Below are 22,501 nucleotides of genomic sequence, written 5' to 3'. Positions count from 1 at the left end.
ATTGGGTTCCTGTCCTCAGGTCGGGATTGCAACAAAATCTTGCATCGATGATCGACAGCTCCCGCGCCAGTGGTGCCAAGGTACTGCTGCTGGGCATGCAGTTGCCGCCCAACTACGGTGCGCGTTACACCCAGGCATTTGCCGAGGCTTTCACCAAGGTGGCCGACGAGAAAAAAATCCCGTTGGTGCCGTTTTTTCTCGACGGCGTGGGCGGTCATCCAGACCTGATGCAATCCGACGGCCTGCACCCGGCGGCGGGGGCTCAGGGCAAGTTGCTGGAAAATGTCTGGCCGACACTGAAACCGCTGCTTTGACGCTTTTCTAGCGGCGGCGTTTCGGCTAAGGTGGCGCCCCCGATTTGGAGCCCCCGATGCCGCGTCCCGCCTGGTCCCTTTTTGCCTATCAACTGATCGAGCCTGACGAACAGCTGGATCTGTTCGCCTGCCAGGAAGTGCGGGTGCATCTGGTGACCCGTCAGCTGGAACTGGGCGGCTCGGCGGACCGAACCTTGTGCGGCAGCCTGTTGCCAGCGCAACCACGCTGGTCGAGCGTCGATCGCACGGTGTTCCAGGACCAGCGCCTGTGCTCGCTGTGCCGGGCCATTCTGGAATCGCAAAAACGCGGCACCTCGCCGATCTGGCCTGAGTTGCGGTTCGAGCTGTAGCTCCCTTGCCACAGGAAAGCTTCCACCACAGGTAATCCCCCTCGCCGCAGGTCTTGCATCTCCCCGAAATAACGGGCGGCGGTGTACAATCGGGTTTTTATACCCTTGTCGATCATGCGAAGGATTTTCCGGATGTTGCCGCGCTTTCCCGCCGTCACCCGCTGCCTGTCTCTTGCTGCGCTCTGCGTGGCGGGTCCCGTTGCAGCATTGGAGTTGCCCCTGCCACCACCCGGTGAAGACATTGTCGGCCAGGTGCAAGTGATCAAGGCCAAATACGAAGACACCTTCGCCGACCTTGGCACCACCTACGACCTGGGCTATTTGGAAATGGTCGCGGCCAACCCTGGCGTCGATCCATGGCTGCCGGGCGCCGGTACCGAAATCGTCCTGCCGACGCGCTTCATCCTGCCACCTGGCCCGCGTGAAGGCATCGTCATCAACCTGGCTGAATACCGCCTCTACTACTACCCGAAAGGCCGGAACGTGGTGTACACCTTCCCGCTGGGTATCGGCCGTGAAGGCTGGGGTTCGCCGATTGCCCACACCAGCATCGTCGCCAAGACGCCGAACCCGACCTGGACCCCTCCAGCGTCGATCAAGGCCGAGCACGCCGCCGACGGCGACCCACTGCCGAACGTAGTGCCGGCCGGCCCGGATAACCCGCTGGGGCCATTCAAATTCACCCTGGGCACTCCGGGGTACCTTATCCACGGTTCGAACAAGAAGTTCGGCATTGGCATGCGTACCAGCCACGGTTGCTTCCGCATGTTCAACAACAACGTGCTGGAAATGGCCAGCATGGTGCCGGTAGGGACGTCGGTTCGCATCCTCAACGATCCGTACAAGTTCGGCCTCAGTGGCGGCAAGGTTTATCTGGAAGCGCACACGCCGCTGGATGACAAGGGCAACCCTTCGGTGGTCGACAAGCACACCGCCGTGATCAATGCGATGCTCAAGCGTGAGGACATCACCAACAACTTGCGCATGAACTGGGATGTAGTGCGCGACGTGGTCGCCGCTGAGGATGGCCTGCCGGTGGAAATCGCCGTGCCGAATACGTCGGCACCGATGGTCTCGAGTGCGCCGATCGACCTGCAGCAGTAACGCGTTAAAGCAACCCGCCGATGCAGGCCGCATCGGCGGGTTTTTTATGGCCTGCAGAAACCTCAGGCAATAAAAAAGCCGACCCAAAAAATGGATCGGCTTGATAACAATCCCGAAGGATTATTACTTGCGGCTAGCTTTTTCCAGCATGCGCAGAGCACGCTCGTTAGCTTCGTCAGCAGTCTGTTGTGCTTTTTGAGCAGCAGCCAGAGCTTCATCAGCTTTACGGTAAGCTTCGTCTGCACGAGCTTGGGAGCGAGCTGCTGCGTCTTCAGTAGCAGTCAGACGTGCTTCAGTTTCTTTCGATACGCTGCTGCAACCGGTAGCCAGAACTGCGGCCAGAGCCAGAGCAGAGAATTTCAGAACGTTGTTCATCGTGTTCCCCTTCAAGGACTTTCTATTAAGTAGCTGTCTCCTCAGAGTGAGGAAATAGCCGGCGTACATACTACCCATTACTTGTAGTAAGTAAACTGACGTAGCGCAAGAAGCAAAAAAAATTGTAGGCGTTGATTCTTTTTCGAGCAACTTTTAACTGCGTTGTATAAAAAATATCCAGCTACGAGGCCCGAACTGAGCGAGCCGTTGGGAAAAAGTTCCCTGGCCCGGCGGCTGTTTTTTGGTCTTGTCCAAAGTCCGTCTAGATGGGTTTGTCTACACTTGTGTTCGAATTTTGCGCAGCCGCTCGCATATCTTTATCCATGTTGAGGTGACTTAAACAAAGGGCGCTCGTCTTAAGTCTCAATATCCGGCAATGTTCAGGCTTTGACCCGTTCGGTCGAGCCGTTCCTGCGTAATCCGCGGCAACACCCGCCACCCGATGCACAATGACGAGCGTCCCTTGAGCATTTTTGCCAATGGTGCCTACTATTTGATACGTGCTCGGTTGCGCGAGATTGGTGCGGCTCTCTCGGTGTCCATTCAGGCACGGGGTGGCGTAGTTGTTCCTTCGCCGGAAAAACATCGGTAAGGTAGGGGTCAGAATTAAAGACCCGCGAGGAGTAGTGATGAGCGAGGCGTTGTCCATCCACCATGACCAGGCTGGTCATCAGTTCGAGACCACTGTGGACGGTTATCGTGCCTACCTGACCTATATGGATCTGGGAAAACAGACCCTGGATATTTATCGCACTTTTGTGCCCAACGCGTTGCGCGGTCGCGGCATTGCGGCGGCTTTGACCGAGCAGGCGCTGCAATATGCTGATGAAATGGGCTACACGGTGATTCCATCGTGCTCCTACGTGGAGCGCTATATGGAGCGTCATCAGCGGCATGCCGCCAAGCTGTGAGCAAAACCAACGCATAAAAAAACGCCAGGTTCAAACCTGGCGTTTTTTTATGCGCGAAACGGCGATCAGCTGCGATTGCGTTTAGGCAACACGTCCTTGAGCTTGGCATGCATGCTGCGCAAGGTGTTTTCAGTGGCAGTCCAATCGATACAGGCATCGGTGATCGACACGCCGTATTGCAGGTCGGCGAGGTCTTTCGGGATTGCCTGGCAGCCCCAGTTCAAGTGGCTCTCGACCATCAGGCCGATGATTGACTGGTTGCCTTCGAGGATCTGGTTGGCGACGTTCTCCATCACCAGCGGTTGCAGGGCCGGATCCTTGTTGGAGTTGGCGTGGCTGCAATCGACCATGATGTTCGGCTTGATGTTGGCCTTTTTCAGCGCTTGCTCGCAGAGCGCGACGCTGACCGAATCGTAGTTCGGCTTGCCGTTGCCGCCGCGCAGTACCACGTGACCATAGGCGTTGCCCTTGGTGGTGACGATCGATACGCCACCTTCCTGGTTGATGCCCAGGAAACGGTGCGGGCTGGAAACCGATTGCAGGGCGTTGATGGCCACCGTCAGGCCGCCATCAGTGCCGTTCTTGAAGCCGACGGCCGAAGACAGGCCGGAAGCCATTTCACGGTGCGTCTGGGATTCGGTGGTGCGTGCGCCGATCGCCGACCAGCTGATCAGGTCCTGCAAGTATTGCGGGGAGATCGGGTCGAGGGCTTCGGTTGCGGTCGGCAGGCCCATCTCGGCCAGGTCCAGCAGCAACTGACGACCGATGTGCAGGCCATCCTGAATCTTGAACGAGTCGTCCAGGTACGGATCGTTGATCAAGCCTTTCCAGCCAACGGTGGTGCGTGGCTTCTCGAAATACACGCGCATGACCAGATACAGGGTATCGGACACTTCGGCCGCGAGCACTTTCAGGCGCTCGGCGTATTCGTGGGCAGCCTTGATGTCATGGATCGAGCACGGCCCGATCACGACGAACAGGCGGTGGTCGGTGCCATCAAGAATGTTGCGAATGACTTCGCGGCCCTTGGTGACGGTGCGCAGGGCAGCGTCGCTCAGAGGGATATCACGCTTGAGCTGATCGGGAGTGATCAGGGTCTCGTTGGAGGCGACGTTTAGGTCGTTGATCGGTAAATCAGCCATCGTTTACTCGTCAGGTCACGGGTGCCGGCCGCCAGCGAACCCGCGCGGCGGAGCACAGCAAATTAAGCGCGTCGGGGAGCAGAACCTTAGCGCGTTACACCGTGGCTCGACAATGGGCAGACACCGGTTTAATGGGCATTCCCCATCAGTTTCCCCCACCGTGGCGGGGAAACTGATGGGGAATGCACCCTAACCGGCCATTGGCTGCGCAAATGCCTTGCTGACCGTATCGTGGGAGAACTCGTCGGCGTGCTGCTGGACCCACTCGAGGGCCAGGGTCTCATTGTTCTGCTGTTGGCTTTGGGGTTCATGCTGACGGCAGTAACGTTCGATCTGGCAGATCTGCTCACCCATCCGCGCGCAAAACAGCGTCTGTTCGTCGACGAAGGCGATCCCCACCAGATAGCCGCGTTTGCGTCGCAAGCACCACGCCACATAACCCAGGAAACGCAAGTCCGGGTTCAGGGTCGGCATGCGTATTTCCAGCGCCGTACCGTGGCGCCACGCGCGGTGGTAATTGCAAGCCATGCCGCCGAGGCTGATAGTGTGCAGCTCTTGCCGCGAAATACACTCATGTTTGAGCAACGTTAATTCGACGGGCACATCGTCAGGATGAGGAAGATAACGTCTCATGAACACGGACTCCCTGTGTCGGCCACTTGACACTGTTTCTCCCAGTATAGTGGTCGAATCGGAACTGACCGATTTCGACGCCGACCAACGGTTGCTGGCAATGAGCGGCATTTCACTGGTGATATTTACCAGCGTCGGCTGTGCCAGTTGTCGTTTTGCCCGCGAGCAGTTGCCCAGGCTCGAACTGGCGGTCGATCGGCTGTGCTGGATCGATGCCGGAAGCAATGGCGGGGTGGTTGAGCGCTATCGGGTCTTTCATTTGCCGGCACTGTTTGTGGTGCGCGACGGTGAGTATTTCGGGGCGCTACAGTCGCGCCTGACCCGCACAGCGCTCAACGAGGCTGTGGAGCAGGCGTTGAATCGACCAGCAGAGGAGCTGCCATGACAGGCACAGTGGCCAAGCCGACAATCGGCATTATCGGGACCGGCGCGATCGGTGGTTTCTACGGGCTGATGCTGGCGCGTGCCGGCTTCGATGTGCATTTTCTGTTGCGCAGCGAGTTTTCAGCGGTGGCCGAACGCGGCTTGCATCTTGACCATGCGTCGTTGGGCCCGCTGACCCTGAACCCGGTCCAGGCCTATTCGTCGGCTGCCGACATGCCGCCCTGTGACTGGCTGCTGGTGGGCGCCAAGACCACCAGCAACGCGGACCTGGCACCGGCCATTATTCAAGCCGCGGCACCTGATGCCAAAGTGCTGTTGCTGCAAAATGGCCTGGACGTCGAAGACCATCTGCGCGAGTTGCTCCCCGATTCGCTGCACCTGCTGGGCGGGCTTTGTCTGATCTGCGTCCATCGCGCCGGCCCCGGGGTCATCACCCATCAAGCGCTGGGGGCGGTGAATGTCGGCTACCACAGTGGCCCCGCCGCCGATGCACAGGTACGCATGAACATCGTCGAGGAGGGCGCCGGATTGTTCCGCACGGCCGGTATCGACGCCCAGGCCATGCCGAATCTGCAGCAGGCGCGCTGGCAGAAACTGGTCTGGAATATTCCCTACAACGGTCTGTCGGTGCTGCTCGGGGCCAGCACCACACCGTTGATGGCGGATGCCGACAGCCGCGCGCTGATTCAGGCCTTGATGGCCGAAGTGGTTCAGGGGGCCAAGGCTTGCGGTCATGACATGCCGCCGGGTTACGCCGATTATCTGTTCATGATGACCGAGAAAATGCCCGACTACTGGCCGAGCATGCATCACGATTTTCTGCACAAGCGGCCGCTGGAACTGGACGCCATCTACACTCGGCCACTGGCAGCGGCGAAGGCGGCGGGATGTGAGTTGCCGCGAATCGAGGCCTTGTATCGCAGCTTGAGTTTTATCGACCGACGTAACCACTGAGTCGGTCAAGAAGGGGGAAGGGCATGGCAAATGTCATAGACGACAAACTGGTGCTGGCGATTTCTTCGCGAGCGCTGTTCGACTTGAGCGAGAGCCACAAGGTCTATCTGTCGAGCGGCGTCGAGGCTTATCGGCAGTACCAGATCGAACACGAAGACGAAATTCTCGAGCCCGGCGATGCATTCCCGTTGGTGGAAAAACTCCTGAACCTGAATACCCGTCTCGGCCGTGCCCGGGTCGAGGTGATCCTTGTGTCGCGTAACAGCGCCGACACCGGCCTGCGGGTTTTCAACTCGATTCATCACTATGGCCTGTCGATCTCGCGTGCGGCGTTCGTCGGCGGGCGCAGTCCTTATCCGTACCTCAAGGCTTTTGGTTGCGACCTGTTTCTCTCGACCCATGCCGAAGATGTGCGCAATGCGCTGGAGGCCGGATTCGCCGCAGCGACTATTCTATCGGGCGGTGCCAGTCGCGCCGCCAGCGATGAATTGCGCATTGCCTTCGACGGTGACGCGGTGCTGTTTTCCGACGAGTCGGAGCGGGTCTATCAGTCGGGAGGCCTGGCGGCGTTTCAGGCCAGCGAGCGTGAGGCGGCCCGCGAGCCTTTGCGTGGCGGGCCGTTCAAAGGTTTCCTCGCGGCGCTCAATCTGTTGCAGCGCGAGTTTCCGGATGATGCCTGTCCGATCCGTACCGCGCTGGTGACCGCGCGATCGGCGCCGGCCCATGAACGGGTGATCCGTACCTTGCGCGAATGGGACATTCGTCTGGACGAATCGCTGTTTCTTGGCGGCTTGACCAAATCAGCTTTTCTCGAAGCCTTTGCCGCCGACGTATTTTTCGACGATCAGGCAGGCCATTGCGAACTGGCCCGCGAAGTGGTCGCCACCGGGCACGTGCCCCATGGCATCAGTAACGAGCCGTCGGTTTAAAGCCCGGCGGTTCAATACGTTGCGCCGGGCGCCGCACTCGCCACGGCACTGCTAAGCTGAATCAATCTCCGCCATGTTGGCATTTGAGGAGGTCATATGATTCGTTCGATGCTGTATGCCACTGACTTGGGTCTGTACGCACCATTGGTGATGCAGCATGCCTTGGAACTGGCTCGAACATTCAATGCCGACTTGTATGTGGTGCACGCGGTAGAGCCCATGGGGCTGTTTGCCGAATCCGTGTTGCAAAGCTATCTCGACGAGAAGGCCTTGAACGAATTTCACAGTCAAGGTCTGAACAATGTGATCGCCAATATTCAGCAACGGGTGCTCGACAACTTTCGCGAAGAGCTGGGGGATGAAGGAGAGCAGGATTTGCAGCGGATTCAGGCAGTGCGGGTGCTGCAGGGCGATCCGTCGCAGGTGATTCTCGACCAGGCGCAGAAACTCTCTGTCGATTTACTGATCGTAGGGAGTCACAGCCATGGTGCTGGCGCGGAAACGCCGTTGGGTCGAACCGCTGCGCGCGTGTTGCAACTGGCCAGGGTGCCGGTCTATTTGGTGCCGCTGGTAGAGCGTCGCCGCAAAGAGGATCGCTAGAACACGAATAATGGCATTTTGACAAAAAAGTTCTAGATTTATTGGTCTAACCATTAATATAGTTATATACCGTCGCTGATGCCCGTGGCGTCTACCTGCTTTGAGGGATTCATATGAAGCTTCAACAATTGCGCTACATCTGGGAAGTGGCGCACCACGACCTCAACGTTTCTGCTACAGCCCAAAGCCTCTACACCTCGCAACCGGGCATCAGCAAACAGATTCGTCTGCTGGAAGACGAATTGGGGGTCGAGGTTTTCGCCCGCAGCGGCAAGCATCTGACCCGCGTTACCCCGGCTGGCGAGCGCATCATCACCACTGCCGGTGAGATCCTGCGCAAAGTTGAAAGCATCAAACAGATCGCCCAGGAATTCTCCAACGAGAAAAAAGGCACCCTGTCGATCGCCACCACCCACACCCAGGCGCGTTATGCATTGCCACCGGTGATCAGCAATTTCATCAAGCAATACCCGGACGTTGCCCTGCACATGCACCAGGGTTCGCCGATGCAGATCGCCGAGATGGCTGCGGACGGCACCGTCGATTTCGCCATCGCCACCGAAGCCCTGGAGCTGTTCGGTGATCTGGTGATGATGCCGTGCTATCGCTGGAACCGCTGCGTGGTCGTGCCTCAGGGCCACCCGCTGACCAAGCTGTCGAAGCTGACCCTCGAAGCCCTGGCCGAATACCCGATCGTGACGTACGTATTCGGTTTCACCGGCCGTTCGAAACTCGACGAAGCCTTCAGCCACCGTGGCCTGACACCGAAAGTGGTGTTCACCGCCGCTGACGCCGACGTGATCAAGACGTACGTTCGCCTGGGGCTGGGCGTGGGTATCGTGGCGAAAATGGCAGTCGATACCAAGCTCGATAGCGATCTGGTGGTGCTCGATGCCAGCGAGTTGTTCGAATCCAGTATTACCAAAATCGGTTTCCGTCGCGGCACTTTCCTGCGTGGCTTCATGTGCGACTTCATCGAGAAGTTCGCTCCGCACCTGACCCGCGAAGTGATGGCCAAGGCCATTCAGTGCCACAACAAACAGGAACTGGAAGAGCTGTTCGACGGCGTCGAACTGCCGGTCCATTAAGCGTCAACAGACGCTAGACCACCTCGGTGACAGCAAACTGTTGCCGAGCGCCCGCCACCAGAATCTCCACTTCATCCCCTTCGAACTTGCCCAGCAGGCTTTTACCCAGCGGCGAACGAGGGGTGATGACGGTAATCAGTTGCCCCACCAGATCAATCTTCAATCCGGCTGCGTCGGGGGCCAGGAACAGCCATTGTTCGCGACCCTTTTCGTCTTCCAGGCCGAGCAGGGCGCCGACCTCGATGCCGCGCCGCTCGTCATAAGGCCGCAGTGTCAGGTTCTGGCAAAGGGTCAATGACAGCCTGATTTCTTCCACTCGCCTGGCCTGCCCGGCCGCCAGATAAGACGCCTCCAGCCCCAGGGTGTCGTACTTGTTTTCAGCTATGTTTTCTTCGTGGGTCGCGGTTTCGTAAGCGGTTTGCGCGGCACGCTCGGCGATGTCGAGATCGATCCGCAGCTTGTCGATAATCAGTTGGTGGACGGTCGGCTTGTGCATAGAGAGCTTCATGATCAATCGCAGAATTGCAGGACGTTGGCGCGGCTTTTTTCGCTCGGCGCGGTCTGGTCCTGTTGCAGCCAGAACTGACATTTTGGATTGGCCAGATTGTGTTTGCTGCTTCTGGCCTGTTCCACCATTTGCTGCTGATCGTTCCTGCGCAGGTGTTCCTCGTACTGTTCGAACATCGGGTTTTGCGCAGCGGGTTGTTCAATCACCGGCGGCTTGGCCAGTTGCTCCACCGCCTGGGCCAAGGGTGCCAATTGCTCGTTGAACAACAGGCGCCAGGCGAGCCAGCAAGTCAGTGCGATCGCGATAAATCCCAGCCACAAACCGAGGGCGATGCTGCCGGTCAGTTGCAGCGCATTGAGCTGGATCGGCATGGAGCGGCGCGGGTGGGGACGGTAGGGCATGACTGCCTCCTGGCGGGTGGTCGCGGGCAAGTGGCGATTGTCGCACGAAGATTAATCGTCGTCGGCTCTTCTGCGCGGGGTAATTTATGCGGACAATCGGCGCATTTGCCAACGGGAACCTGGAATGCCTGAAATGAAAACCCGCTGGGATATTTTTTGCACCGTGGTCGACAATTTCGGCGACATCGGTGTGACCTGGCGTCTGGCCCGCCAACTGGTGGCCGAACATTCAGTGACGGTGCGCTTGTGGGTCGATGACCTGCGGGCCTTCGAGCGGTTGTGTCCAGAAATCGACATCCACGCTACGCAGCAGTGGCAGCAGGGTGTCGAGGTGCGGCAGTGGTCAGCGCACTGGCAACCCACCGAAGCCGCGGATGTCGTTATCGCCGCGTTCGCCTGCCAGTTGCCGAGTGCTTATATGGAGGCCATGGCCGAGCGGGAAAAGCCGCCGCTGTGGATGAACCTCGATTATCTGAGCGCCGAAGACTGGGTCGTCGGTTGTCACGGCTTGCCGTCGGTGAAGTACAAGAACGTGCAGAAGTTCTTTTTCTTCCCGGGTTTTCGCAAGGGCACCGGTGGCTTGCTGCGTGAGAGGGGGTTGCTCGAACGACGTCGGCAGTTTCAGCAAAGTCCCGAGGCTCAGCGAGAGTTCCTGCAAGGCCTGGGGGTTGAACGCGCCCCGAATGCACAGCTGATCTCGCTGTTCGCCTACGAGAATAACGGGCTGGCCAGTTGGCTCGACGCCATGGCTGCCGACTCGACGCCCACTCATCTGTTGGTGCCCGAGGGGCGGATTCTCGGCGACGTCGAACGCTGGCTCGCAGTGGACGGGCTGACGGCCGGCGCGGTGCATGTGCGCGATGCCCTGACCGTGCAAGTGCTGCCGTTCGTCCGGCAGGATCAATATGACCTGCTGCTGTGGAGCTGCGATTTCAACGCCGTGCGCGGCGAAGATTCCTTTGTTCGCGCGCAATGGGCAGGCCGGCCAATGCTCTGGCACATCTATCGGCAGGACGAAGATATCCACCTGGACAAGCTCGACGCCTTCCTGACCCTGTACACCCAAGGCCTGTCCAAACCTGCTGGCGAGGCGATCAGCGGTCTATGGCGGGCATGGAATGCAGGTGAGACAATGGGCGAGTACTGGAAATCAACCCGCAAACATTGGCCGGAACTGGAAAAACATGCCGAGGCGTGGTGTCTGGAACAAGCCTTGCAGGCAGATCTTGCCGCAGCGCTGGTACAGTTTTACCTAAATTGGATATGATACGCGGCCTAGATTTTTGTAAATCCCATCCAAATTCGGATATTCGCAATGAAAACTGGTAAAGAACTGAAACCCGGTATGGTGATCCGTATCGACAACGATCCTTGGCTGGTTCAGAAAGCTGAATTCACCAAGTCGGGTCGTAACAGCGCGATCATGAAGACCAAGCTGAAAAACCTGTTGACCGGTTACAAGACCGAGACCGTTTACAGCGCCGACGACAAACTGGACGACGTGATCCTCGACCGCAAAGAAGCGACCCTGTCCTTCATCAGCGGCGACTCCTACACGTTCATGGACACCACTGACTACACCATGTACGAGCTGAACGCTGAAGACATCGAAGCCGTTCTGCCTTTCGTTGAAGAAGGCATGACCGATGTTTGCGAAGCGATCTTCTTCGAAGAGCGTCTGGTTTCCGTAGAACTGCCGACCACTATCGTGCGTCAGGTTGACTACACCGAAGGCTCCGCTCGCGGTGATACTTCCGGCAAGGTGATGAAGCCTGCCAAACTGAAGAACGGTACCGAGCTGTCGGTTGCTGACTTCATCGAAATCGGCGACATGATCGAGATCGATACCCGCGAAGGCGGTTCCTACAAAGGCCGTGCTAAATAAGCACCGCTTGAGGAATGAAAAAGCCCGACCATTGAGTCGGGCTTTTTTGTGGGCGAATGATCAAGATCAGTGATTAAACGGCAACGTGCAGGCGCACATCGACGTTGCCACGCGTGGCGTTGGAGTACGGGCAGACCTGGTGGGCGGCGTCGACCAGGCTTTGTGCATCGGCTTGTTCAAGGCCCGGCAGGCTGATGTGCAGGTCGATGTCCAAGCCGAAACCACCAGGGATCTGGCCGATGCCGACATGGGCGGTGATCGAGGCGTCGTCGGGGATTTTGCGTTTGGTCTGGCTGGCGACGAATTTCAGCGCGCCGATGAAGCAGGCGGAATAGCCGGCGGCGAACAGTTGTTCAGGGTTGGTTGCCGCACCGCCGGCGCCACCGAGTTCTTTCGGGGTCGCGAGTTTGACGTCGAGGACGTTGTCGCTGGAGATCGAACGACCGTCACGGCCGCCGGTGGAGGTTGCGATTGCGGTGTAGAGAGATTGCATGGTGTGAGCCTCGTTTCGGATTGGGTGTTTCGCGCTAAATGTTTGCGCGCTAAGTAAGTGCGAAATGAATGTAGCTCGCTAATATTTAGCGCACAAGATAAATTTTTGAAAAAAACTGACCCTGCCCATCACCTGGAGATTCGATCAGGCGGGAGATGCTTGAGATAGAGGCTTTCGTGCGGGATTTATGCGAAGTGAATTTTTTTGCGACGGGGGAGGACGCCTTCGCGGGCGATCCGACTTGCCCGCGAAGAACGATAACGCGGTCTAAAGGCTGTCTTGCAGGTGGCTGCGCAGCTCCTGGAGATCCGCTTGCAGCTTCTTCAACTGCTCCAGCGTCTGCCCGCTGGCGCCGAGGATGCACTGCGGAATATCGCGCGCTTTGTCTCGCAGCGCATGGCCTTGCTCGGTGAGTTCGACAATCACCACCCGTTCATCTTCGCGGCTGCGGGTGCGGCTCAGCAGGCCTTCGGCTTCCAGGCGTTTGAGCAGCGGGGTGAGGGAGCCGGGGTCGGTCAGTAGTCGGCTGCTGATTTCGCCGACCGTCAATCCGTCCTTTTCCCACAACACCATCATTGCCAGGTACTGCGGATACGTCAGGCCCAGCGCTTGCAGCAGCGGCTTGTAAACCTTGGTCATCAGCAATGAAGTGGAATGCAGGGCGAAGCAGACCTGATTATCCAGCAGCAGGTTATCGCAGTTGTCCGGGGTGTCGCGCTCGGTGTTCATTTCAAAGCCTTGATCAGTGATCGTCATGAATCTAGCGGGCGAATCTTTAATGCGCCAGATAATTATGGACTAGTGGCGGTCCAGGTTGGTTTGCAGCGCCAGATCCCACGGTGGGATGGGGCTGAAACGGGTCTTCAGGTATTCCAGCAGCAAGCGGCTACGCGAACTGGGCTGCTGCTCCAGGCGTAACGCATAAATACCGGTGCTTTCCGGTTTTGGCAGACCTTGTTCGCAGAACAGCGGCAGCAGTTCGCCGCGCAATAAATATTCACTGGCCAACCAGGTCGGCAGATGCGCGACACCCAGCCCGGCCAGTGCGCCGCAGACCAGCGCCTCGGCGTTATTGGCGCTCATGCGGATTCGCGCAGGCCGGTGCAAATGCATCTGCCCATCCCGCTCGAAGCGCCAGGCGAACGGCGGAGCCAGGCCGTCCCAATCCAGACCGTCGTGGTCGACCAATTGCGCCGGCTCGGTCGGCACGCCACGGCGTTGCAGGTAATCGGGGCTGGCGCAGGCGATGCGCACCATGCTCGCCAGCGGCGTGGCCACCAGCCGGGTATCGGCCATTTGCCCGGCACGCAGTACCAGGTCGACCTTGCCCAGGTTCGAACCCTGCATGTCGACAAAGCTGTCGATCAGGTGCAATTGCACGTCGAGGCCGGGGTAAAGGGTCAGGAAGTCGGCAATCACCGGTGCCAGATGGCGTCGTCCGAACGCTGCCGGCGCATCGACCCGAATCAAGCCTTCCGGCGCGTTGCTCAGGGACACCGCTTCCGCCCGCGCCAGCCGCAGTTCCGCGACGATCCGCCGCGCGCGCTCGGCAAAGGCCAAGCCTGCCGGGGTAGCCCGCACCGCGTGGGTGCTGCGAATGAACAGCTGACTGCCGACGGCGCTTTCCAGGCTATCGATACGTCGCGCCACCGCCGATGGCGTCAGGGGATGACGGCGGGATGCAGCGGAAAAACTGCCGGTCTCCAGCACATCCAGAAACAGTCCGAGTTGTTCGGTCAATTGATTGGGGTTCATGGCTTCATTAACGCTTATGCGAATTTGGCACAGCCATTGTGCGTTGCTATGCGTTTCCCTGCCAGAGCCGACTGCGTAGGATGAGCGGCCTGACAAGAGGAAACCGCCTGTGATTGAGTTCGTGATGTACCTGGTTTTTGGCGCCGCCATGGGCACCCTCGGCGGGCTCTTCGGCATTGGTGGCGGGTTGGTGGCGATTCCGCTGCTGGGCGTGTGGTGCGGTCTCGATCAGCAGGTCGCCCAAGGCACGGCGCTGGTGATGGTGGTGCCGAACGTGATGCTGGCGCTATGGCGTTATCACCAGCGCAATCGCATCGAATTGCGTCATGCGCTGCCATTGGCTTCGATGGGATTCTGCTTCGCCTGGATCGGTTCGATCTGGGCGGTGGGCATCGATGCGCAAACCATGCGCGTGGGGTTTGTCGCGTTCCTGGTCGCGCTGTCGGCCTACAACCTGGTGCGAATGTTCGCCGCCACTGCGCCGGCGTCTTCACAGATGCATTATTCATGGCCGTGGCTGGGTGTGCTCGGCGCGGCTTCCGGGACCATGGGCGGGTTGTTTGGCGTGGGTGGGGCGGTGGTGGCCACGCCGGTGTTGACCAGTCTGTTCGGTACCAGCCAAGTGGTTGCCCAGGGCTTGTCGCTGGCACTGGCATTGCCGAGCACGGGCGTCACGTTGGCGACTTATGCGGTGCACCATCAGGTGCACTGGGCGATCGGTATTCCATTGGCGGTCGGTGGATTGATGAGCATCAGTTGGGGCGTGAGAATCGCCCACGCACTGCCGGAGCGGCTGTTGCGCGGGCTGTTCTGTGGGTTTCTGGTGTGCTGCGCGGTGATGCTCGCCTTTAAAGTTTGAAGCCTTCGACGATGTGCTCGGCCAGGCATTCGGTGATCGGTGAAGGGTTGTTCAGGTTGCGGATCAGCATGATGCTGGCTTCCGGCAACAGCGGCAGGTCTTCGTCGGCGCCAAGGATGCGCATGTCTGGCGTGATCAGGCTTTCCAGTTGCGCGGTGATCGCAAGCCCCGCGCTGACCACTGCCATCAATGCCGACAGGCTGGAGCTGTTGTAGGCAATGCGATAATCGCGACCCATGGCTTCCAGCGCATTACACGCCCAGGCACGGCAGAAACAATCGCTATTGAACATCGCCAGCGGCAGCGGCGTCTGCTCGTGGGCGTTGAAGCATTGGGCCTCGGCCCAGACAAAACGCTCCTTGCGCAACAACTGGCCGATCTCGTTACCCGGCTCGCGGGTGACGATGGACAGGTCCAGGTCCTGGCGCTGCAACAGTTGCCGGGTCGATTCGCAATGAACCTCGATCTGGATCAGCGGGTAGAACTGCGCGAAGCGCGACAGGATGCCCGGCAGAAAGCGCATCACGTAATCGTCGGGTGTGCCGATGCGCACCGTGCCGACCATGTGCGGCTCGCGCAGGGTATTGAAGACTTCGCTGTGGAGTTTGAGGATGCGCCGCGCATAGCCGAGCAACACCTGGCCTTCGGCGGTCAGCTTGACCTGGCGCCCGTCGCGTTCGAACAGCTGGCGCTGCAACACGTCTTCTTCCAGACGTTTCATCTGCATGCTCACCGCCGACTGGGTGCGGTTGACCATTTCCCCGGCGCGGGTAAAGCCGCCCTGATCAGCGATCGCGACGAAGGTGCGCAGTACATCGGTGTCGATACTGGGGTAGGCGGACATTCATCAATCTCCGAGATGTATGCCATCAGAAACATTCGTTGGATTGATCTTAGCGCTGCGGCGAGACTGGATCCATCCCTAAAGGAGGGCTACACGATGAAAGGTCACAACGAGCATGTAACGGAACAAAAATTCTCAATCCACGCGGTATCCGATCTGCTGCACAAGTTTAGTCGCTGGTACGAACTTCACCGTGAACGTGAATTACTGGCGAGCTTGAGCGACGAAGCACTGAAGGATATCGGCGTGAGCCGCGCAGATGTGGAGCATGAGGCAGTAAGACCGTTCTGGGATGATCCGATGCACAAATGATGATGCCATCGCTACACAAACCGCTTTCGGGTGAGGTAGGTTGCGAGCAGACAAGGAGATGCTCATGCCCGCCACACTGTCCTTTTCCCTCAAACAGGCTCGGCGTCTGGCGCTGGCTGCCCAAGGGTTCAACGGGCGCCAGCCGCCGGCGGCGATCAAACCGGTTCAGCTCAACCGGCTGATCGAACGACTCGGCATTCTGCAGATCGATTCGGTCAATGCATTGGTGCGCTCGCACTACCTTCCCGTGTTTTCCCGTCTTGGCAATTATTCAACCGACTTGCTCGATCAAGCTGCCTGGAGTCAGGGCTGTCGGCGCACGTTGTTCGAGTATTGGGGCCACGAAGCTTCGTTATTACCATTGTCGATGTACCCCTTGATGCGCTGGCGCATGCAGCGCGCAGCCCGTGGCGAAGATATCTACCAGCAACTGGCGCGTTTCGGTCGTGAGCAGCAGGACACGATTCGCCGTGTTTTAGCGTCGGTCCAGGAGCTCGGTGCGCTGGGGGCGGGCAGCCTGTCGACCCGTCAGGAACGGGCAGGGCCGTGGTGGGACTGGAGCGCTGAAAAGCATGCGCTTGAATGGTTGTTCGCCGCCGGTGAAGTGACCGTGGCCAGCCGGCGCGGGTTCGAACGGCTTTATGATTTGCCGGAACGGGTGATTCCTTCGGCGCTTCTGCAGCAGCCCTTGCTCAGTGAAGCCGAAGCCCAGCGCGGGTTATTGCTGCATGCGGCCACGGCGTTGGGCGTCGGCACGGAAAAAGACCTGCGGGACTATTTTCGCTTGAGCCCGGCAGACAGCCGGCCGCGTCTGGCGGAGCTGGTCGAGGGCGGAAAGCTGCTGGTCTGTGGAGTTGAAGGCTGGCGGCAACCGGCTTATTGCCTGGCTGAGCCGAAAGTGCCGCGTAAGGTCGAGGCCAGTGCGCTGCTTTCACCATTCGATTCGCTGATTTGGGAGCGCAGCCGTACCGAGCGATTGTTCGATTTCCGTTATCGGCTGGAGATTTATACGCCGCAGCATAAACGCGTCTACGGCTATTACGTCTTGCCGTTTTTGCACAATGAGCGGATTGCTGCGCGGGTCGACTTGCGAGCCGAACGAGCGTCAGGCCGGTTGGCGGTGCATGCCGTGCATGAGGAAGAGCCGGGGCTGGATGATGAAGGGATGCTGGCGTTGGCGGTCAATCTGCGGTGGATGGCGGACTGGTTGGGGCTTGAGCGGCTTCAGCTGAATTGCCCGCGGGCGAGTGCGGCGCGGTTGCGGGGGGCGTTGGCTCAATTCAGTGTTGTTTGAATTGACGCCTTCGCGGGCAAGCCTCGCTCCTACAGGTTTTATGTCGTCCACCGGAAATGTGAACGACCCAAAACCTGTAGGAGCGAGGCTTGCCCGCGAAGGGCTTAACGCGATTTAACGGCGGACTTGCTTCAGGGTCTCTGCAATCAAAAACGCCAGTTCCAGCGACTGATCGGCATTCATCCGCGGGTCGCAATGGGTGTGATAACGATCCGACAACCCATCTTCGGTAATCGGCCGCGCGCCGCCGATGCATTCGGTGACGTTCTGCCCGGTCATTTCGATGTGTATGCCGCCGGCATAACTGCCTTCCGCTTCGTGAACCTGGAAGAACTGCTTCACCTCGCCAAGGATCTGCGCGAAGTCGCGGGTCTTGTAGCCGCTGCTGGCCTTGATGGTGTTGCCGTGCATCGGGTCGGAGCTCCAAAGCACTTGCTTGCCTTCGCGCTGCACCGCGCGAATCAGCTGCGGCAGGTGATCGCCGACCTTGTTCGCTCCCATCCGCGCAATCAGGTTCAGGCGACCCGGGTCGTTGTCCGGGTTGAGCACATCGATCAGGCGAATCAGGTCTTCAGGGTTCATGCTCGGGCCGACCTTGACCCCGATCGGGTTATGCACCCCGCGCAGGAATTCGACGTGAGCACCGTCCAGTTGACGTGTACGGTCACCGATCCACAGCATGTGGGCCGAGCAGTCGTAGTAGTCGTTGGTCAGGCTGTCGCGACGCACGAAGGCTTCTTCGTAGTTCAGCAGCAGCGCTTCGTGGGCGGTGAAGAAACTGGTTTCGCGCAGTTGCGGCGAGCTGTCCATGCCGCAGGCGCGCATGAAGGCCAGGGTTTCATCGATGCGATCGGCCAGGTGGCTGTATTTCTCGGCCAGTGCCGAGTTGGCGATGAAGTCCAGGTTCCATTTGTGTACCTGATGCAGATCGGCAAAGCCGCCCTGGGCAAAGGCGCGCAGCAGGTTCAGGGTCGCGGTGGACTGGTGGTAGGACTGCAGCAGGCGATCCGGGTCCGGTACGCGGCTTTTTTCGTCGAAACCGATGCCGTTGACGATGTCGCCACGGTAGGCCGGCAGCGTCACGCCGTTGATGGTTTCATCGTTGGCCGAACGGGGTTTGGCGAACTGACCGGCCATGCGTCCGACTTTGACAACCGGGCAACCGGCGGCGAAGGTCATGACGATCGCCATTTGCAGCAACACTTTAAAGGTGTCGCGAATTTTCGCGGCGGAGAATTCGGCGAAGCTTTCGGCGCAGTCGCCGCCCTGCAACAGAAATGCCCGGCCCTGGGTGACTTCGGCAAACTGACGGCGCAACTCCCGCGCTTCACCGGCAAACACCAGTGGCGGATAGCTCGCCAGGGTTTGCTCGACGTGCAGCAAATGCGTCGCGTCGGGGTATTGAGGTTGTTGCTGGATCGGCAGGGCGCGCCAGCTGTCAGGGCTCCAGGGTTGGCTCATCGCAGTCTCTAGTGTTTTACGCTCGGACGGTTATGTTATCAGCAATTAGTGCGTGACCTGCTCCCGTCGCTTCGCGGACAATCGCGCCTTTGCCGCTTTATGTTGCGGTTTATCGTGTTGCCGGGGCCGGTAACGATCAGGAGACGAAATGACTGAGGAGCGCGTCGAGCATCTGCTCGCCGAGGTGCAGGATGAGTTCGGCGTGATTCGCGTGCTGGAAGTGGCTGATTACCGTTTTCTGGAGTTCGGTGACGCCATCGAACAGAGCTGCGTGTTCACCGCCGACCCTAGCTGGCTCGAGTACGATTACACCCGCGCGATGCTGATTGGTGCGCTGTGCCACGAGCAGCCGGAAAGCGCGCTGTTCCTCGGCCTTGGTGCTGGGACACTGACCCAGGCTTGCTTGAAGTTCCTGCCACTGGAAGATGTCGAAGCCATCGAGCTGCGCCCTGACGTACCGCGCCTGGCCATCGAATACCTGGGGCTGGATGACGATCCGCGGCTGTACATCCGCGTCGGCGATGCGCTGGAGTTGCTCGATACGGCTGAACCGGCCGATCTGATTTTCGTCGACTTGTACACCGATGTCGGGCCGGGTGTCGGGCATCTGGCCTGGAGCTTTCTGGAAAACTGTCAGAAACGCTTGAATCCGGGGGGCTGGCTGGTGATCAACCAGTGGGCTACCGACGACGGCAAGCCGTTGGGTGCAGCGTTGTTGCGCGGTCTCTATCACCGGCATTACTGGGAACTGCCGGTGAAGGAGGGCAACGTGATTCTGATCGTGCCATCGGAGCTGGATCAGGAGTTGGACATGGAAGGGCTGATCGCCCGCGCGGAAGGCCTGGCGCCGCGGTTGGGGTATTCATTGCAATCGCTGATCAAGGATATTCGGCCGGCGACTTAATGCGATGAGGTCATCTGTGGCGAGGGAGCTTGCTCCCTTGCCACAAAAGCCGATCTGTCAGCAGCCTTTGAAGACGCCTGGCCGCTTCTCGATCATCGACCGCACACCCTCCTTGGCGTCCTCGCTGTTGAGCAGTTTCTTCACCAGTGCCGGCAATGCCTGGGTCGCAGCAATTTCACCCTCGTAGCGCGCCTGTCGCGCAGACATCAACGTCGCCTGAACCCCCAGCGGTGCCTGCCTCGCAATCCTCTCAGCCAACTCGATCGCCCGTGGCAGCAAGTCCTCGCTGGCCATGACTTCCTGCACCAGGCCCAGATGCAAGGCGTCATGTGCATCGAATTCATCGCCGGTGAGCAGCCAGCGCATGGCGTTGCCCCAACCGGCGACCTGATGCAGGCGCAAGGTGGCGCCACCGAACGGGAGGAGTCCGCGCTGCACTTCCTTTTGGGCAAAACGGGTATTGCTGGCGCACAGGTTGATGTCGGCGGCCAGCATCAGTTCGATGCCCGCGGTCAGGCAGTAGCCTTGCGCCGCGACAATCACCGGTTTGTTGACCCGGGGGCCGCCGAACACGCCCCAGGGATCGCAGCCGCCGGGCGGTGCCTGCCAGCCTTCGGCCAGGGCTGCGCCGGCGCTGACCAGGTCGAGCCCGGCAGTGAAATGCTCGCCATGGCCGAACACCACCGCGACCCGCGCCTCACTGTCGGCTTCGAATTCGCCATAGGCCAGGCTGAGCGCATTGAGCAGGTCGAGGTCGAAGGCATTGCGCTTGGCCACCCGATCCAGGCCGATCATCAGGACATGACCGTGTCTTTCACGGGTGACACGACTGGGGCTGGGCTGATTCATGGAGCATTTCCTCGGGCGGGAAGGGGGCGTCAGACCAAAGGTCTGCGTCGCAAGGGTGAACCGTTTTAGCGCCATCGTCAGCAGGGCCGGGCCTTTGCAAAATAGACGGTTGTACGATTATCCGCAAAGCCCGTGACACAACGGCGTATGCCGGTTTTTTCCGATAAAAAAAGCTCCCTTTTTTTCCGAATTCCGGTATAGTGCGCGCCGGCCTTTAACCGGGCCGCGTTTAGGTAGCGCAATTCCCCGAAGCCAGCTTCGGCTGCACGTCCGCCCCGCGGACTCTTCCTTGACGATTCTTTTCATTCATTCGTTTTCGCAAATCCCCGCCGACAAAGCTGCCAGGGCGACTCTTGAGTCTCAACACGGCATGCGCAGCTTTGGAGCATGGGTCTTTGCGGATGCACTTAGAGGCAGACCCATGACCCAGGAAATCGGCGGCTTCGCCGCTCTTGAACTTCACCCTAATATTGTCGCTGCAGTAGTCGCTACCGGCTATGAAGAGCCTTCGGCCATTCAGCAGCAGTCGATCCCGATCATTCTCGCCGGTCACGATATGATTGGCCAGGCGCAAACCGGTACCGGTAAAACCGCTGCCTTTGCCCTGCCGATCCTGCACCGCATTGATCCGTCCAAGCGCGAGCCGCAAGCTCTGATCCTGGCCCCAACTCGTGAGTTGGCGCTACAAGTTGCAACCGCTTTCGAAACCTACGCCAAGCAAATGCCGGGCGTAACTGTTGTGGCTGTCTACGGCGGCGCGCCGATGGGCCCACAATTGAAAGCAATCCGTAATGGCGCACAGATTGTTGTCGCCACTCCGGGTCGTCTGTGCGACCACCTGCGTCGCGACGAAAAAGTCCTGACTACCGTGAACCACCTGGTTCTCGACGAAGCGGACGAAATGCTCAAACTGGGCTTCATGGACGACCTGGAAGTTATCTTCAAGGCCATGCCGGAAACCCGTCAGACCGTATTGTTCTCGGCCACCCTGCCGCAATCGATCCGTGCCATCGCCGAACGCCACCTGCGCGATCCGAAGCATGTGAAGATCCAGAGCAAGACTCAGACCGTTACCGCGATCGAACAGGCTCACCTGTTGGTTCACGCTGACCAGAAGACTTCTGCCGTTCTCAGCTTGCTGGAAGTGGAAGATTTCGACGCCCTGATCATGTTCGTGCGCACCAAGCAAGCGACCCTGGACCTGGCCAGTGCCCTGGAAGCCAAAGGCTACAAAGCCGCTGCGCTGAACGGTGACATTGCTCAGAACCAGCGTGAGCGCGTCATCGAATCCCTCAAGGATGGCCGTCTGGACATCGTTGTGGCGACCGACGTTGCCGCTCGTGGCCTGGACGTTCCGCGTATCACTCACGTGTTCAACGTTGATATGCCGTACGACCCGGAATCCTACGTTCACCGTATCGGCCGTACCGGCCGTGCCGGTCGCGAAGGTCGCGCGCTGCTGCTGGTCACTCCTCGTGAGCGCCGCATGCTGCAAGTGATCGAGCGCGTTACCGGTCAGAAAGTTGCCGAAGTTCGCCTGCCGGACGCTCAAGCTGTTCTCGATGCCCGCATCAAGAAACTGACCAACAGCCTGTCGCCGCTGGTAGGTGATGCCGAGTCGACTCACGGTGATCTGCTGGATCGTCTGACTGCCGACATCGGTTGCAGCCCGCGTGCCCTGGCCGCAGCTCTGCTGCGCAAGGCTACCAACGGTCAAGCGCTGACCCTGGCCGCGATCGAGAAAGAACGTCCGCTGGTGCCGAACAATGCACCGCGTGGCGATCGTCCAGAGCGTTCCGGTGATCGTCCGGACCGTGGTGACCGCGAGCGTCGTGCTCCGATCCCGCTGGCTGAAGGTCGTGCTCGTTGCCGTACCGCGCTGGGTGCGCGTGACGGTATCGCTGCCAAGAACCTGCTGGGCGCCATCCTCAACGAAGGTGGTCTGGCGCGTGAAGCCATCGGTCGCATTCAGGTGCGTGACAGCTTCAGCCTCGTCGAGCTGCCGGAAGATGGTCTGGAGCGTTTGCTGACCAAGCTGAAGGACACTCGCGTTGCTGGTAAGCAGTTGAAGCTGCGTCGCTACCGCGAAGATTGATCTGCTCTCGGGCTGATTGATCGAACATAAAAAATCCCCGACTGGTTCGGGGATTTT

Annotated in this window: 26 protein-coding genes and 1 pseudogene; 16 read left to right on the top strand and 11 right to left on the bottom strand. The window is 59.3% G+C overall.

Annotated elements, in window-relative coordinates:
- Positions 1-26: 26 nt before the first annotated feature.
- The 3 genes and pseudogenes from AC1DQM_RS26865 to AC1DQM_RS26855 form a co-directional block, all read left to right on the top strand.
- Positions 27-314, top strand: a pseudogene (locus tag AC1DQM_RS26865) (SGNH/GDSL hydrolase family protein); the annotation flags it as partial.
- 56 nt (positions 315-370) lie between these two features.
- On the top strand, positions 371-664 hold the full coding sequence (locus tag AC1DQM_RS26860) for a hypothetical protein (protein WP_007899882.1): 294 nt from the start codon (positions 371-373) through the stop codon (positions 662-664).
- Between the two features lie 132 nt (positions 665-796).
- The gene (locus AC1DQM_RS26855; RefSeq protein ID WP_018929800.1) at positions 797-1,768 is read left to right on the top strand and encodes a L,D-transpeptidase family protein; all 972 of its coding nucleotides are present in this window, start codon (positions 797-799) and stop codon (positions 1,766-1,768) included.
- A 123-nt stretch (positions 1,769-1,891) separates the two neighbouring features.
- On the opposite strand, the gene oprI is transcribed toward AC1DQM_RS26855, so the two are convergent.
- Entirely contained in the window at positions 1,892-2,143 is a 252-nt protein-coding gene (gene oprI, locus AC1DQM_RS26850) for an outer membrane lipoprotei OprI (protein ID WP_003172710.1), read from the bottom strand.
- Between the two features lie 629 nt (positions 2,144-2,772).
- On the opposite strand from oprI, the gene AC1DQM_RS26845 reads away from it, so the two are divergent.
- The gene (locus AC1DQM_RS26845) at positions 2,773-3,054 is read left to right on the top strand and encodes a GNAT family N-acetyltransferase (RefSeq protein ID WP_007939987.1); all 282 of its coding nucleotides are present in this window, start codon (positions 2,773-2,775) and stop codon (positions 3,052-3,054) included.
- 65 nt (positions 3,055-3,119) lie between these two features.
- Here the strand turns inward: AC1DQM_RS26845 and AC1DQM_RS26840 are convergent, their stop codons facing one another.
- Entirely contained in the window at positions 3,120-4,196 is a 1,077-nt protein-coding gene (locus AC1DQM_RS26840; RefSeq protein WP_018929799.1) for a 3-deoxy-7-phosphoheptulonate synthase, read from the bottom strand.
- Between the two features lie 189 nt (positions 4,197-4,385).
- Positions 4,386-4,829 carry a PilZ domain-containing protein gene (locus AC1DQM_RS26835; RefSeq protein WP_081625788.1) on the bottom strand — a complete coding sequence of 148 codons (444 nt, stop codon included), beginning with the start codon at positions 4,827-4,829 and terminating at the stop codon, positions 4,386-4,388.
- Here AC1DQM_RS26835 and AC1DQM_RS26830 point away from each other — a divergent pair.
- From AC1DQM_RS26830 to cysB, 5 genes are all read left to right on the top strand, one after another.
- On the top strand, positions 4,828-5,214 hold the full coding sequence (locus AC1DQM_RS26830) for a thioredoxin family protein (RefSeq protein WP_026286693.1): 387 nt from the start codon (positions 4,828-4,830) through the stop codon (positions 5,212-5,214). The two genes, AC1DQM_RS26835 and AC1DQM_RS26830, sit on opposite strands and share 2 nt — an antisense overlap.
- The gene (locus tag AC1DQM_RS26825) at positions 5,211-6,167 is read left to right on the top strand and encodes a putative 2-dehydropantoate 2-reductase (RefSeq protein WP_064616717.1); all 957 of its coding nucleotides are present in this window, start codon (positions 5,211-5,213) and stop codon (positions 6,165-6,167) included. Before AC1DQM_RS26830 ends, AC1DQM_RS26825 begins: the two co-directional genes overlap by 4 nt.
- Before the next feature lie 23 nt (positions 6,168-6,190).
- Positions 6,191-7,096, top strand: a complete 906-nt coding sequence (locus AC1DQM_RS26820; RefSeq protein ID WP_018929795.1) for a 5'-nucleotidase — start codon at positions 6,191-6,193, stop codon at positions 7,094-7,096.
- 96 nt (positions 7,097-7,192) lie between these two features.
- Positions 7,193-7,696 carry a universal stress protein gene (locus tag AC1DQM_RS26815; RefSeq protein WP_007939995.1) on the top strand — a complete coding sequence of 168 codons (504 nt, stop codon included), beginning with the start codon at positions 7,193-7,195 and terminating at the stop codon, positions 7,694-7,696.
- A 113-nt stretch (positions 7,697-7,809) separates the two neighbouring features.
- The gene (gene cysB, locus AC1DQM_RS26810; protein ID WP_007899921.1) at positions 7,810-8,784 is read left to right on the top strand and encodes an HTH-type transcriptional regulator CysB; all 975 of its coding nucleotides are present in this window, start codon (positions 7,810-7,812) and stop codon (positions 8,782-8,784) included.
- 13 nt (positions 8,785-8,797) lie between these two features.
- On the opposite strand, the gene AC1DQM_RS26805 is transcribed toward cysB, so the two are convergent.
- On the bottom strand, positions 8,798-9,280 hold the full coding sequence (locus AC1DQM_RS26805) for a GreA/GreB family elongation factor (protein WP_018929794.1): 483 nt from the start codon (positions 9,278-9,280) through the stop codon (positions 8,798-8,800).
- Positions 9,281-9,294: 14 nt separating this feature from the next.
- Entirely contained in the window at positions 9,295-9,693 is a 399-nt protein-coding gene (locus tag AC1DQM_RS26800; protein WP_007939998.1) for a hypothetical protein, read from the bottom strand.
- Between the two features lie 124 nt (positions 9,694-9,817).
- On the opposite strand from AC1DQM_RS26800, the gene earP reads away from it, so the two are divergent.
- Positions 9,818-10,960, top strand: a complete 1,143-nt coding sequence (gene earP / locus AC1DQM_RS26795) for an elongation factor P maturation arginine rhamnosyltransferase EarP (RefSeq protein ID WP_032834260.1) — start codon at positions 9,818-9,820, stop codon at positions 10,958-10,960.
- Positions 10,961-11,008: 48 nt separating this feature from the next.
- Positions 11,009-11,578, top strand: coding sequence for an elongation factor P (locus AC1DQM_RS26790; protein ID WP_007940000.1), 570 nt, complete (start codon positions 11,009-11,011; stop codon positions 11,576-11,578).
- 73 nt (positions 11,579-11,651) lie between these two features.
- On the opposite strand, the gene AC1DQM_RS26785 is transcribed toward AC1DQM_RS26790, so the two are convergent.
- The 3 genes from AC1DQM_RS26785 to AC1DQM_RS26775 all read right to left on the bottom strand — a co-directional run bounded on the left by AC1DQM_RS26785 (position 11,652) and on the right by AC1DQM_RS26775 (position 13,826).
- Complete coding sequence (locus AC1DQM_RS26785; RefSeq protein WP_477747089.1) at positions 11,652-12,071, bottom strand: organic hydroperoxide resistance protein; 420 nt, start codon at positions 12,069-12,071, stop codon at positions 11,652-11,654.
- A gap of 267 nt (positions 12,072-12,338) precedes the next feature.
- The gene (locus tag AC1DQM_RS26780) at positions 12,339-12,800 is read right to left on the bottom strand and encodes a MarR family winged helix-turn-helix transcriptional regulator (RefSeq protein WP_026286713.1); all 462 of its coding nucleotides are present in this window, start codon (positions 12,798-12,800) and stop codon (positions 12,339-12,341) included.
- 69 nt (positions 12,801-12,869) lie between these two features.
- Positions 12,870-13,826 carry a LysR family transcriptional regulator gene (locus AC1DQM_RS26775; RefSeq protein ID WP_086944663.1) on the bottom strand — a complete coding sequence of 319 codons (957 nt, stop codon included), beginning with the start codon at positions 13,824-13,826 and terminating at the stop codon, positions 12,870-12,872.
- 109 nt (positions 13,827-13,935) lie between these two features.
- Between AC1DQM_RS26775 and AC1DQM_RS26770 the strand changes: the two genes are divergently transcribed.
- Complete coding sequence (locus tag AC1DQM_RS26770) at positions 13,936-14,685, top strand: sulfite exporter TauE/SafE family protein (protein ID WP_477743446.1); 750 nt, start codon at positions 13,936-13,938, stop codon at positions 14,683-14,685.
- On the opposite strand, the gene AC1DQM_RS26765 is transcribed toward AC1DQM_RS26770, so the two are convergent.
- Positions 14,675-15,529, bottom strand: a complete 855-nt coding sequence (locus AC1DQM_RS26765) for a LysR substrate-binding domain-containing protein (RefSeq protein ID WP_018930024.1) — start codon at positions 15,527-15,529, stop codon at positions 14,675-14,677. The genes AC1DQM_RS26770 and AC1DQM_RS26765 overlap by 11 nt on opposite strands.
- A gap of 96 nt (positions 15,530-15,625) precedes the next feature.
- Here AC1DQM_RS26765 and AC1DQM_RS26760 point away from each other — a divergent pair, with 96 nt between their 5' ends.
- Both AC1DQM_RS26760 and AC1DQM_RS26755 read left to right on the top strand, forming a co-directional pair.
- A complete protein-coding gene (locus AC1DQM_RS26760) occupies positions 15,626-15,841 on the top strand; it encodes a DUF1127 domain-containing protein (protein ID WP_018930023.1) in 216 nt (71 codons plus the stop codon).
- A 64-nt stretch (positions 15,842-15,905) separates the two neighbouring features.
- Positions 15,906-17,135, top strand: coding sequence for a winged helix-turn-helix domain-containing protein (locus AC1DQM_RS26755; RefSeq protein ID WP_477747088.1), 1,230 nt, complete (start codon positions 15,906-15,908; stop codon positions 17,133-17,135).
- Between the two features lie 114 nt (positions 17,136-17,249).
- Here the strand turns inward: AC1DQM_RS26755 and AC1DQM_RS26750 are convergent, their stop codons facing one another.
- The gene (locus AC1DQM_RS26750; RefSeq protein ID WP_258672889.1) at positions 17,250-18,596 is read right to left on the bottom strand and encodes a class II 3-deoxy-7-phosphoheptulonate synthase; all 1,347 of its coding nucleotides are present in this window, start codon (positions 18,594-18,596) and stop codon (positions 17,250-17,252) included.
- A 148-nt stretch (positions 18,597-18,744) separates the two neighbouring features.
- Here AC1DQM_RS26750 and AC1DQM_RS26745 point away from each other — a divergent pair, with 148 nt between their 5' ends.
- The gene (locus AC1DQM_RS26745) at positions 18,745-19,500 is read left to right on the top strand and encodes a spermidine synthase (protein ID WP_007940010.1); all 756 of its coding nucleotides are present in this window, start codon (positions 18,745-18,747) and stop codon (positions 19,498-19,500) included.
- Between the two features lie 57 nt (positions 19,501-19,557).
- On the opposite strand, the gene AC1DQM_RS26740 is transcribed toward AC1DQM_RS26745, so the two are convergent.
- Positions 19,558-20,349: a crotonase/enoyl-CoA hydratase family protein gene (locus AC1DQM_RS26740; protein WP_086944665.1), complete on the bottom strand. Its 792-nt coding sequence runs from the start codon at positions 20,347-20,349 to the stop codon at positions 19,558-19,560.
- A gap of 421 nt (positions 20,350-20,770) precedes the next feature.
- Here AC1DQM_RS26740 and AC1DQM_RS26735 point away from each other — a divergent pair, with 421 nt between their 5' ends.
- Positions 20,771-22,444, top strand: coding sequence for a DEAD/DEAH box helicase (locus AC1DQM_RS26735; protein WP_007940012.1), 1,674 nt, complete (start codon positions 20,771-20,773; stop codon positions 22,442-22,444).
- Positions 22,445-22,501 lie beyond the last annotated feature (57 nt).

The organism is Pseudomonas sp. 01L34 (assembly GCF_056400265.1).
Note: the sequence above shows the minus strand (reverse complement) of the source record. Positions and strands in the feature narration are given on the sequence as shown.

What these genes read in the sequence shown, in the direction of transcription:
- earP (WP_032834260.1), top strand. Translation starts at nt 9,818, where the DNA reads ATGCCTGAAATGAAAACCCGCTGGGATATTTTTTGCACCGTGGTCGAC.
- AC1DQM_RS26740 (WP_086944665.1), bottom strand. Translation starts at nt 20,349, where the DNA reads ATGAATCAGCCCAGCCCCAGTCGTGTCACCCGTGAAAGACACGGTCAT.
- AC1DQM_RS26750 (WP_258672889.1), bottom strand. Translation starts at nt 18,596, where the DNA reads ATGAGCCAACCCTGGAGCCCTGACAGCTGGCGCGCCCTGCCGATCCAG.
- AC1DQM_RS26805 (WP_018929794.1), bottom strand. Translation starts at nt 9,280, where the DNA reads ATGCACAAGCCGACCGTCCACCAACTGATTATCGACAAGCTGCGGATC.
- AC1DQM_RS26800 (WP_007939998.1), bottom strand. Translation starts at nt 9,693, where the DNA reads ATGCCCTACCGTCCCCACCCGCGCCGCTCCATGCCGATCCAGCTCAAT.
- AC1DQM_RS26845 (WP_007939987.1), top strand. Translation starts at nt 2,773, where the DNA reads ATGAGCGAGGCGTTGTCCATCCACCATGACCAGGCTGGTCATCAGTTC.
- AC1DQM_RS26815 (WP_007939995.1), top strand. Translation starts at nt 7,193, where the DNA reads ATGATTCGTTCGATGCTGTATGCCACTGACTTGGGTCTGTACGCACCA.
- AC1DQM_RS26765 (WP_018930024.1), bottom strand. Translation starts at nt 15,529, where the DNA reads ATGTCCGCCTACCCCAGTATCGACACCGATGTACTGCGCACCTTCGTC.
- AC1DQM_RS26760 (WP_018930023.1), top strand. Translation starts at nt 15,626, where the DNA reads ATGAAAGGTCACAACGAGCATGTAACGGAACAAAAATTCTCAATCCAC.
- AC1DQM_RS26785 (WP_477747089.1), bottom strand. Translation starts at nt 12,071, where the DNA reads ATGCAATCTCTCTACACCGCAATCGCAACCTCCACCGGCGGCCGTGAC.
- AC1DQM_RS26755 (WP_477747088.1), top strand. Translation starts at nt 15,906, where the DNA reads ATGCCCGCCACACTGTCCTTTTCCCTCAAACAGGCTCGGCGTCTGGCG.
- oprI (WP_003172710.1), bottom strand. Translation starts at nt 2,143, where the DNA reads ATGAACAACGTTCTGAAATTCTCTGCTCTGGCTCTGGCCGCAGTTCTG.
- AC1DQM_RS26860 (WP_007899882.1), top strand. Translation starts at nt 371, where the DNA reads ATGCCGCGTCCCGCCTGGTCCCTTTTTGCCTATCAACTGATCGAGCCT.
- AC1DQM_RS26780 (WP_026286713.1), bottom strand. Translation starts at nt 12,800, where the DNA reads ATGAACACCGAGCGCGACACCCCGGACAACTGCGATAACCTGCTGCTG.
- AC1DQM_RS26855 (WP_018929800.1), top strand. Translation starts at nt 797, where the DNA reads ATGTTGCCGCGCTTTCCCGCCGTCACCCGCTGCCTGTCTCTTGCTGCG.
- AC1DQM_RS26745 (WP_007940010.1), top strand. Translation starts at nt 18,745, where the DNA reads ATGACTGAGGAGCGCGTCGAGCATCTGCTCGCCGAGGTGCAGGATGAG.
- AC1DQM_RS26820 (WP_018929795.1), top strand. Translation starts at nt 6,191, where the DNA reads ATGGCAAATGTCATAGACGACAAACTGGTGCTGGCGATTTCTTCGCGA.
- AC1DQM_RS26835 (WP_081625788.1), bottom strand. Translation starts at nt 4,829, where the DNA reads ATGAGACGTTATCTTCCTCATCCTGACGATGTGCCCGTCGAATTAACG.
- AC1DQM_RS26790 (WP_007940000.1), top strand. Translation starts at nt 11,009, where the DNA reads ATGAAAACTGGTAAAGAACTGAAACCCGGTATGGTGATCCGTATCGAC.
- AC1DQM_RS26830 (WP_026286693.1), top strand. Translation starts at nt 4,828, where the DNA reads ATGAACACGGACTCCCTGTGTCGGCCACTTGACACTGTTTCTCCCAGT.
- AC1DQM_RS26735 (WP_007940012.1), top strand. Translation starts at nt 20,771, where the DNA reads ATGACCCAGGAAATCGGCGGCTTCGCCGCTCTTGAACTTCACCCTAAT.
- cysB (WP_007899921.1), top strand. Translation starts at nt 7,810, where the DNA reads ATGAAGCTTCAACAATTGCGCTACATCTGGGAAGTGGCGCACCACGAC.
- AC1DQM_RS26775 (WP_086944663.1), bottom strand. Translation starts at nt 13,826, where the DNA reads ATGAACCCCAATCAATTGACCGAACAACTCGGACTGTTTCTGGATGTG.
- AC1DQM_RS26825 (WP_064616717.1), top strand. Translation starts at nt 5,211, where the DNA reads ATGACAGGCACAGTGGCCAAGCCGACAATCGGCATTATCGGGACCGGC.
- AC1DQM_RS26840 (WP_018929799.1), bottom strand. Translation starts at nt 4,196, where the DNA reads ATGGCTGATTTACCGATCAACGACCTAAACGTCGCCTCCAACGAGACC.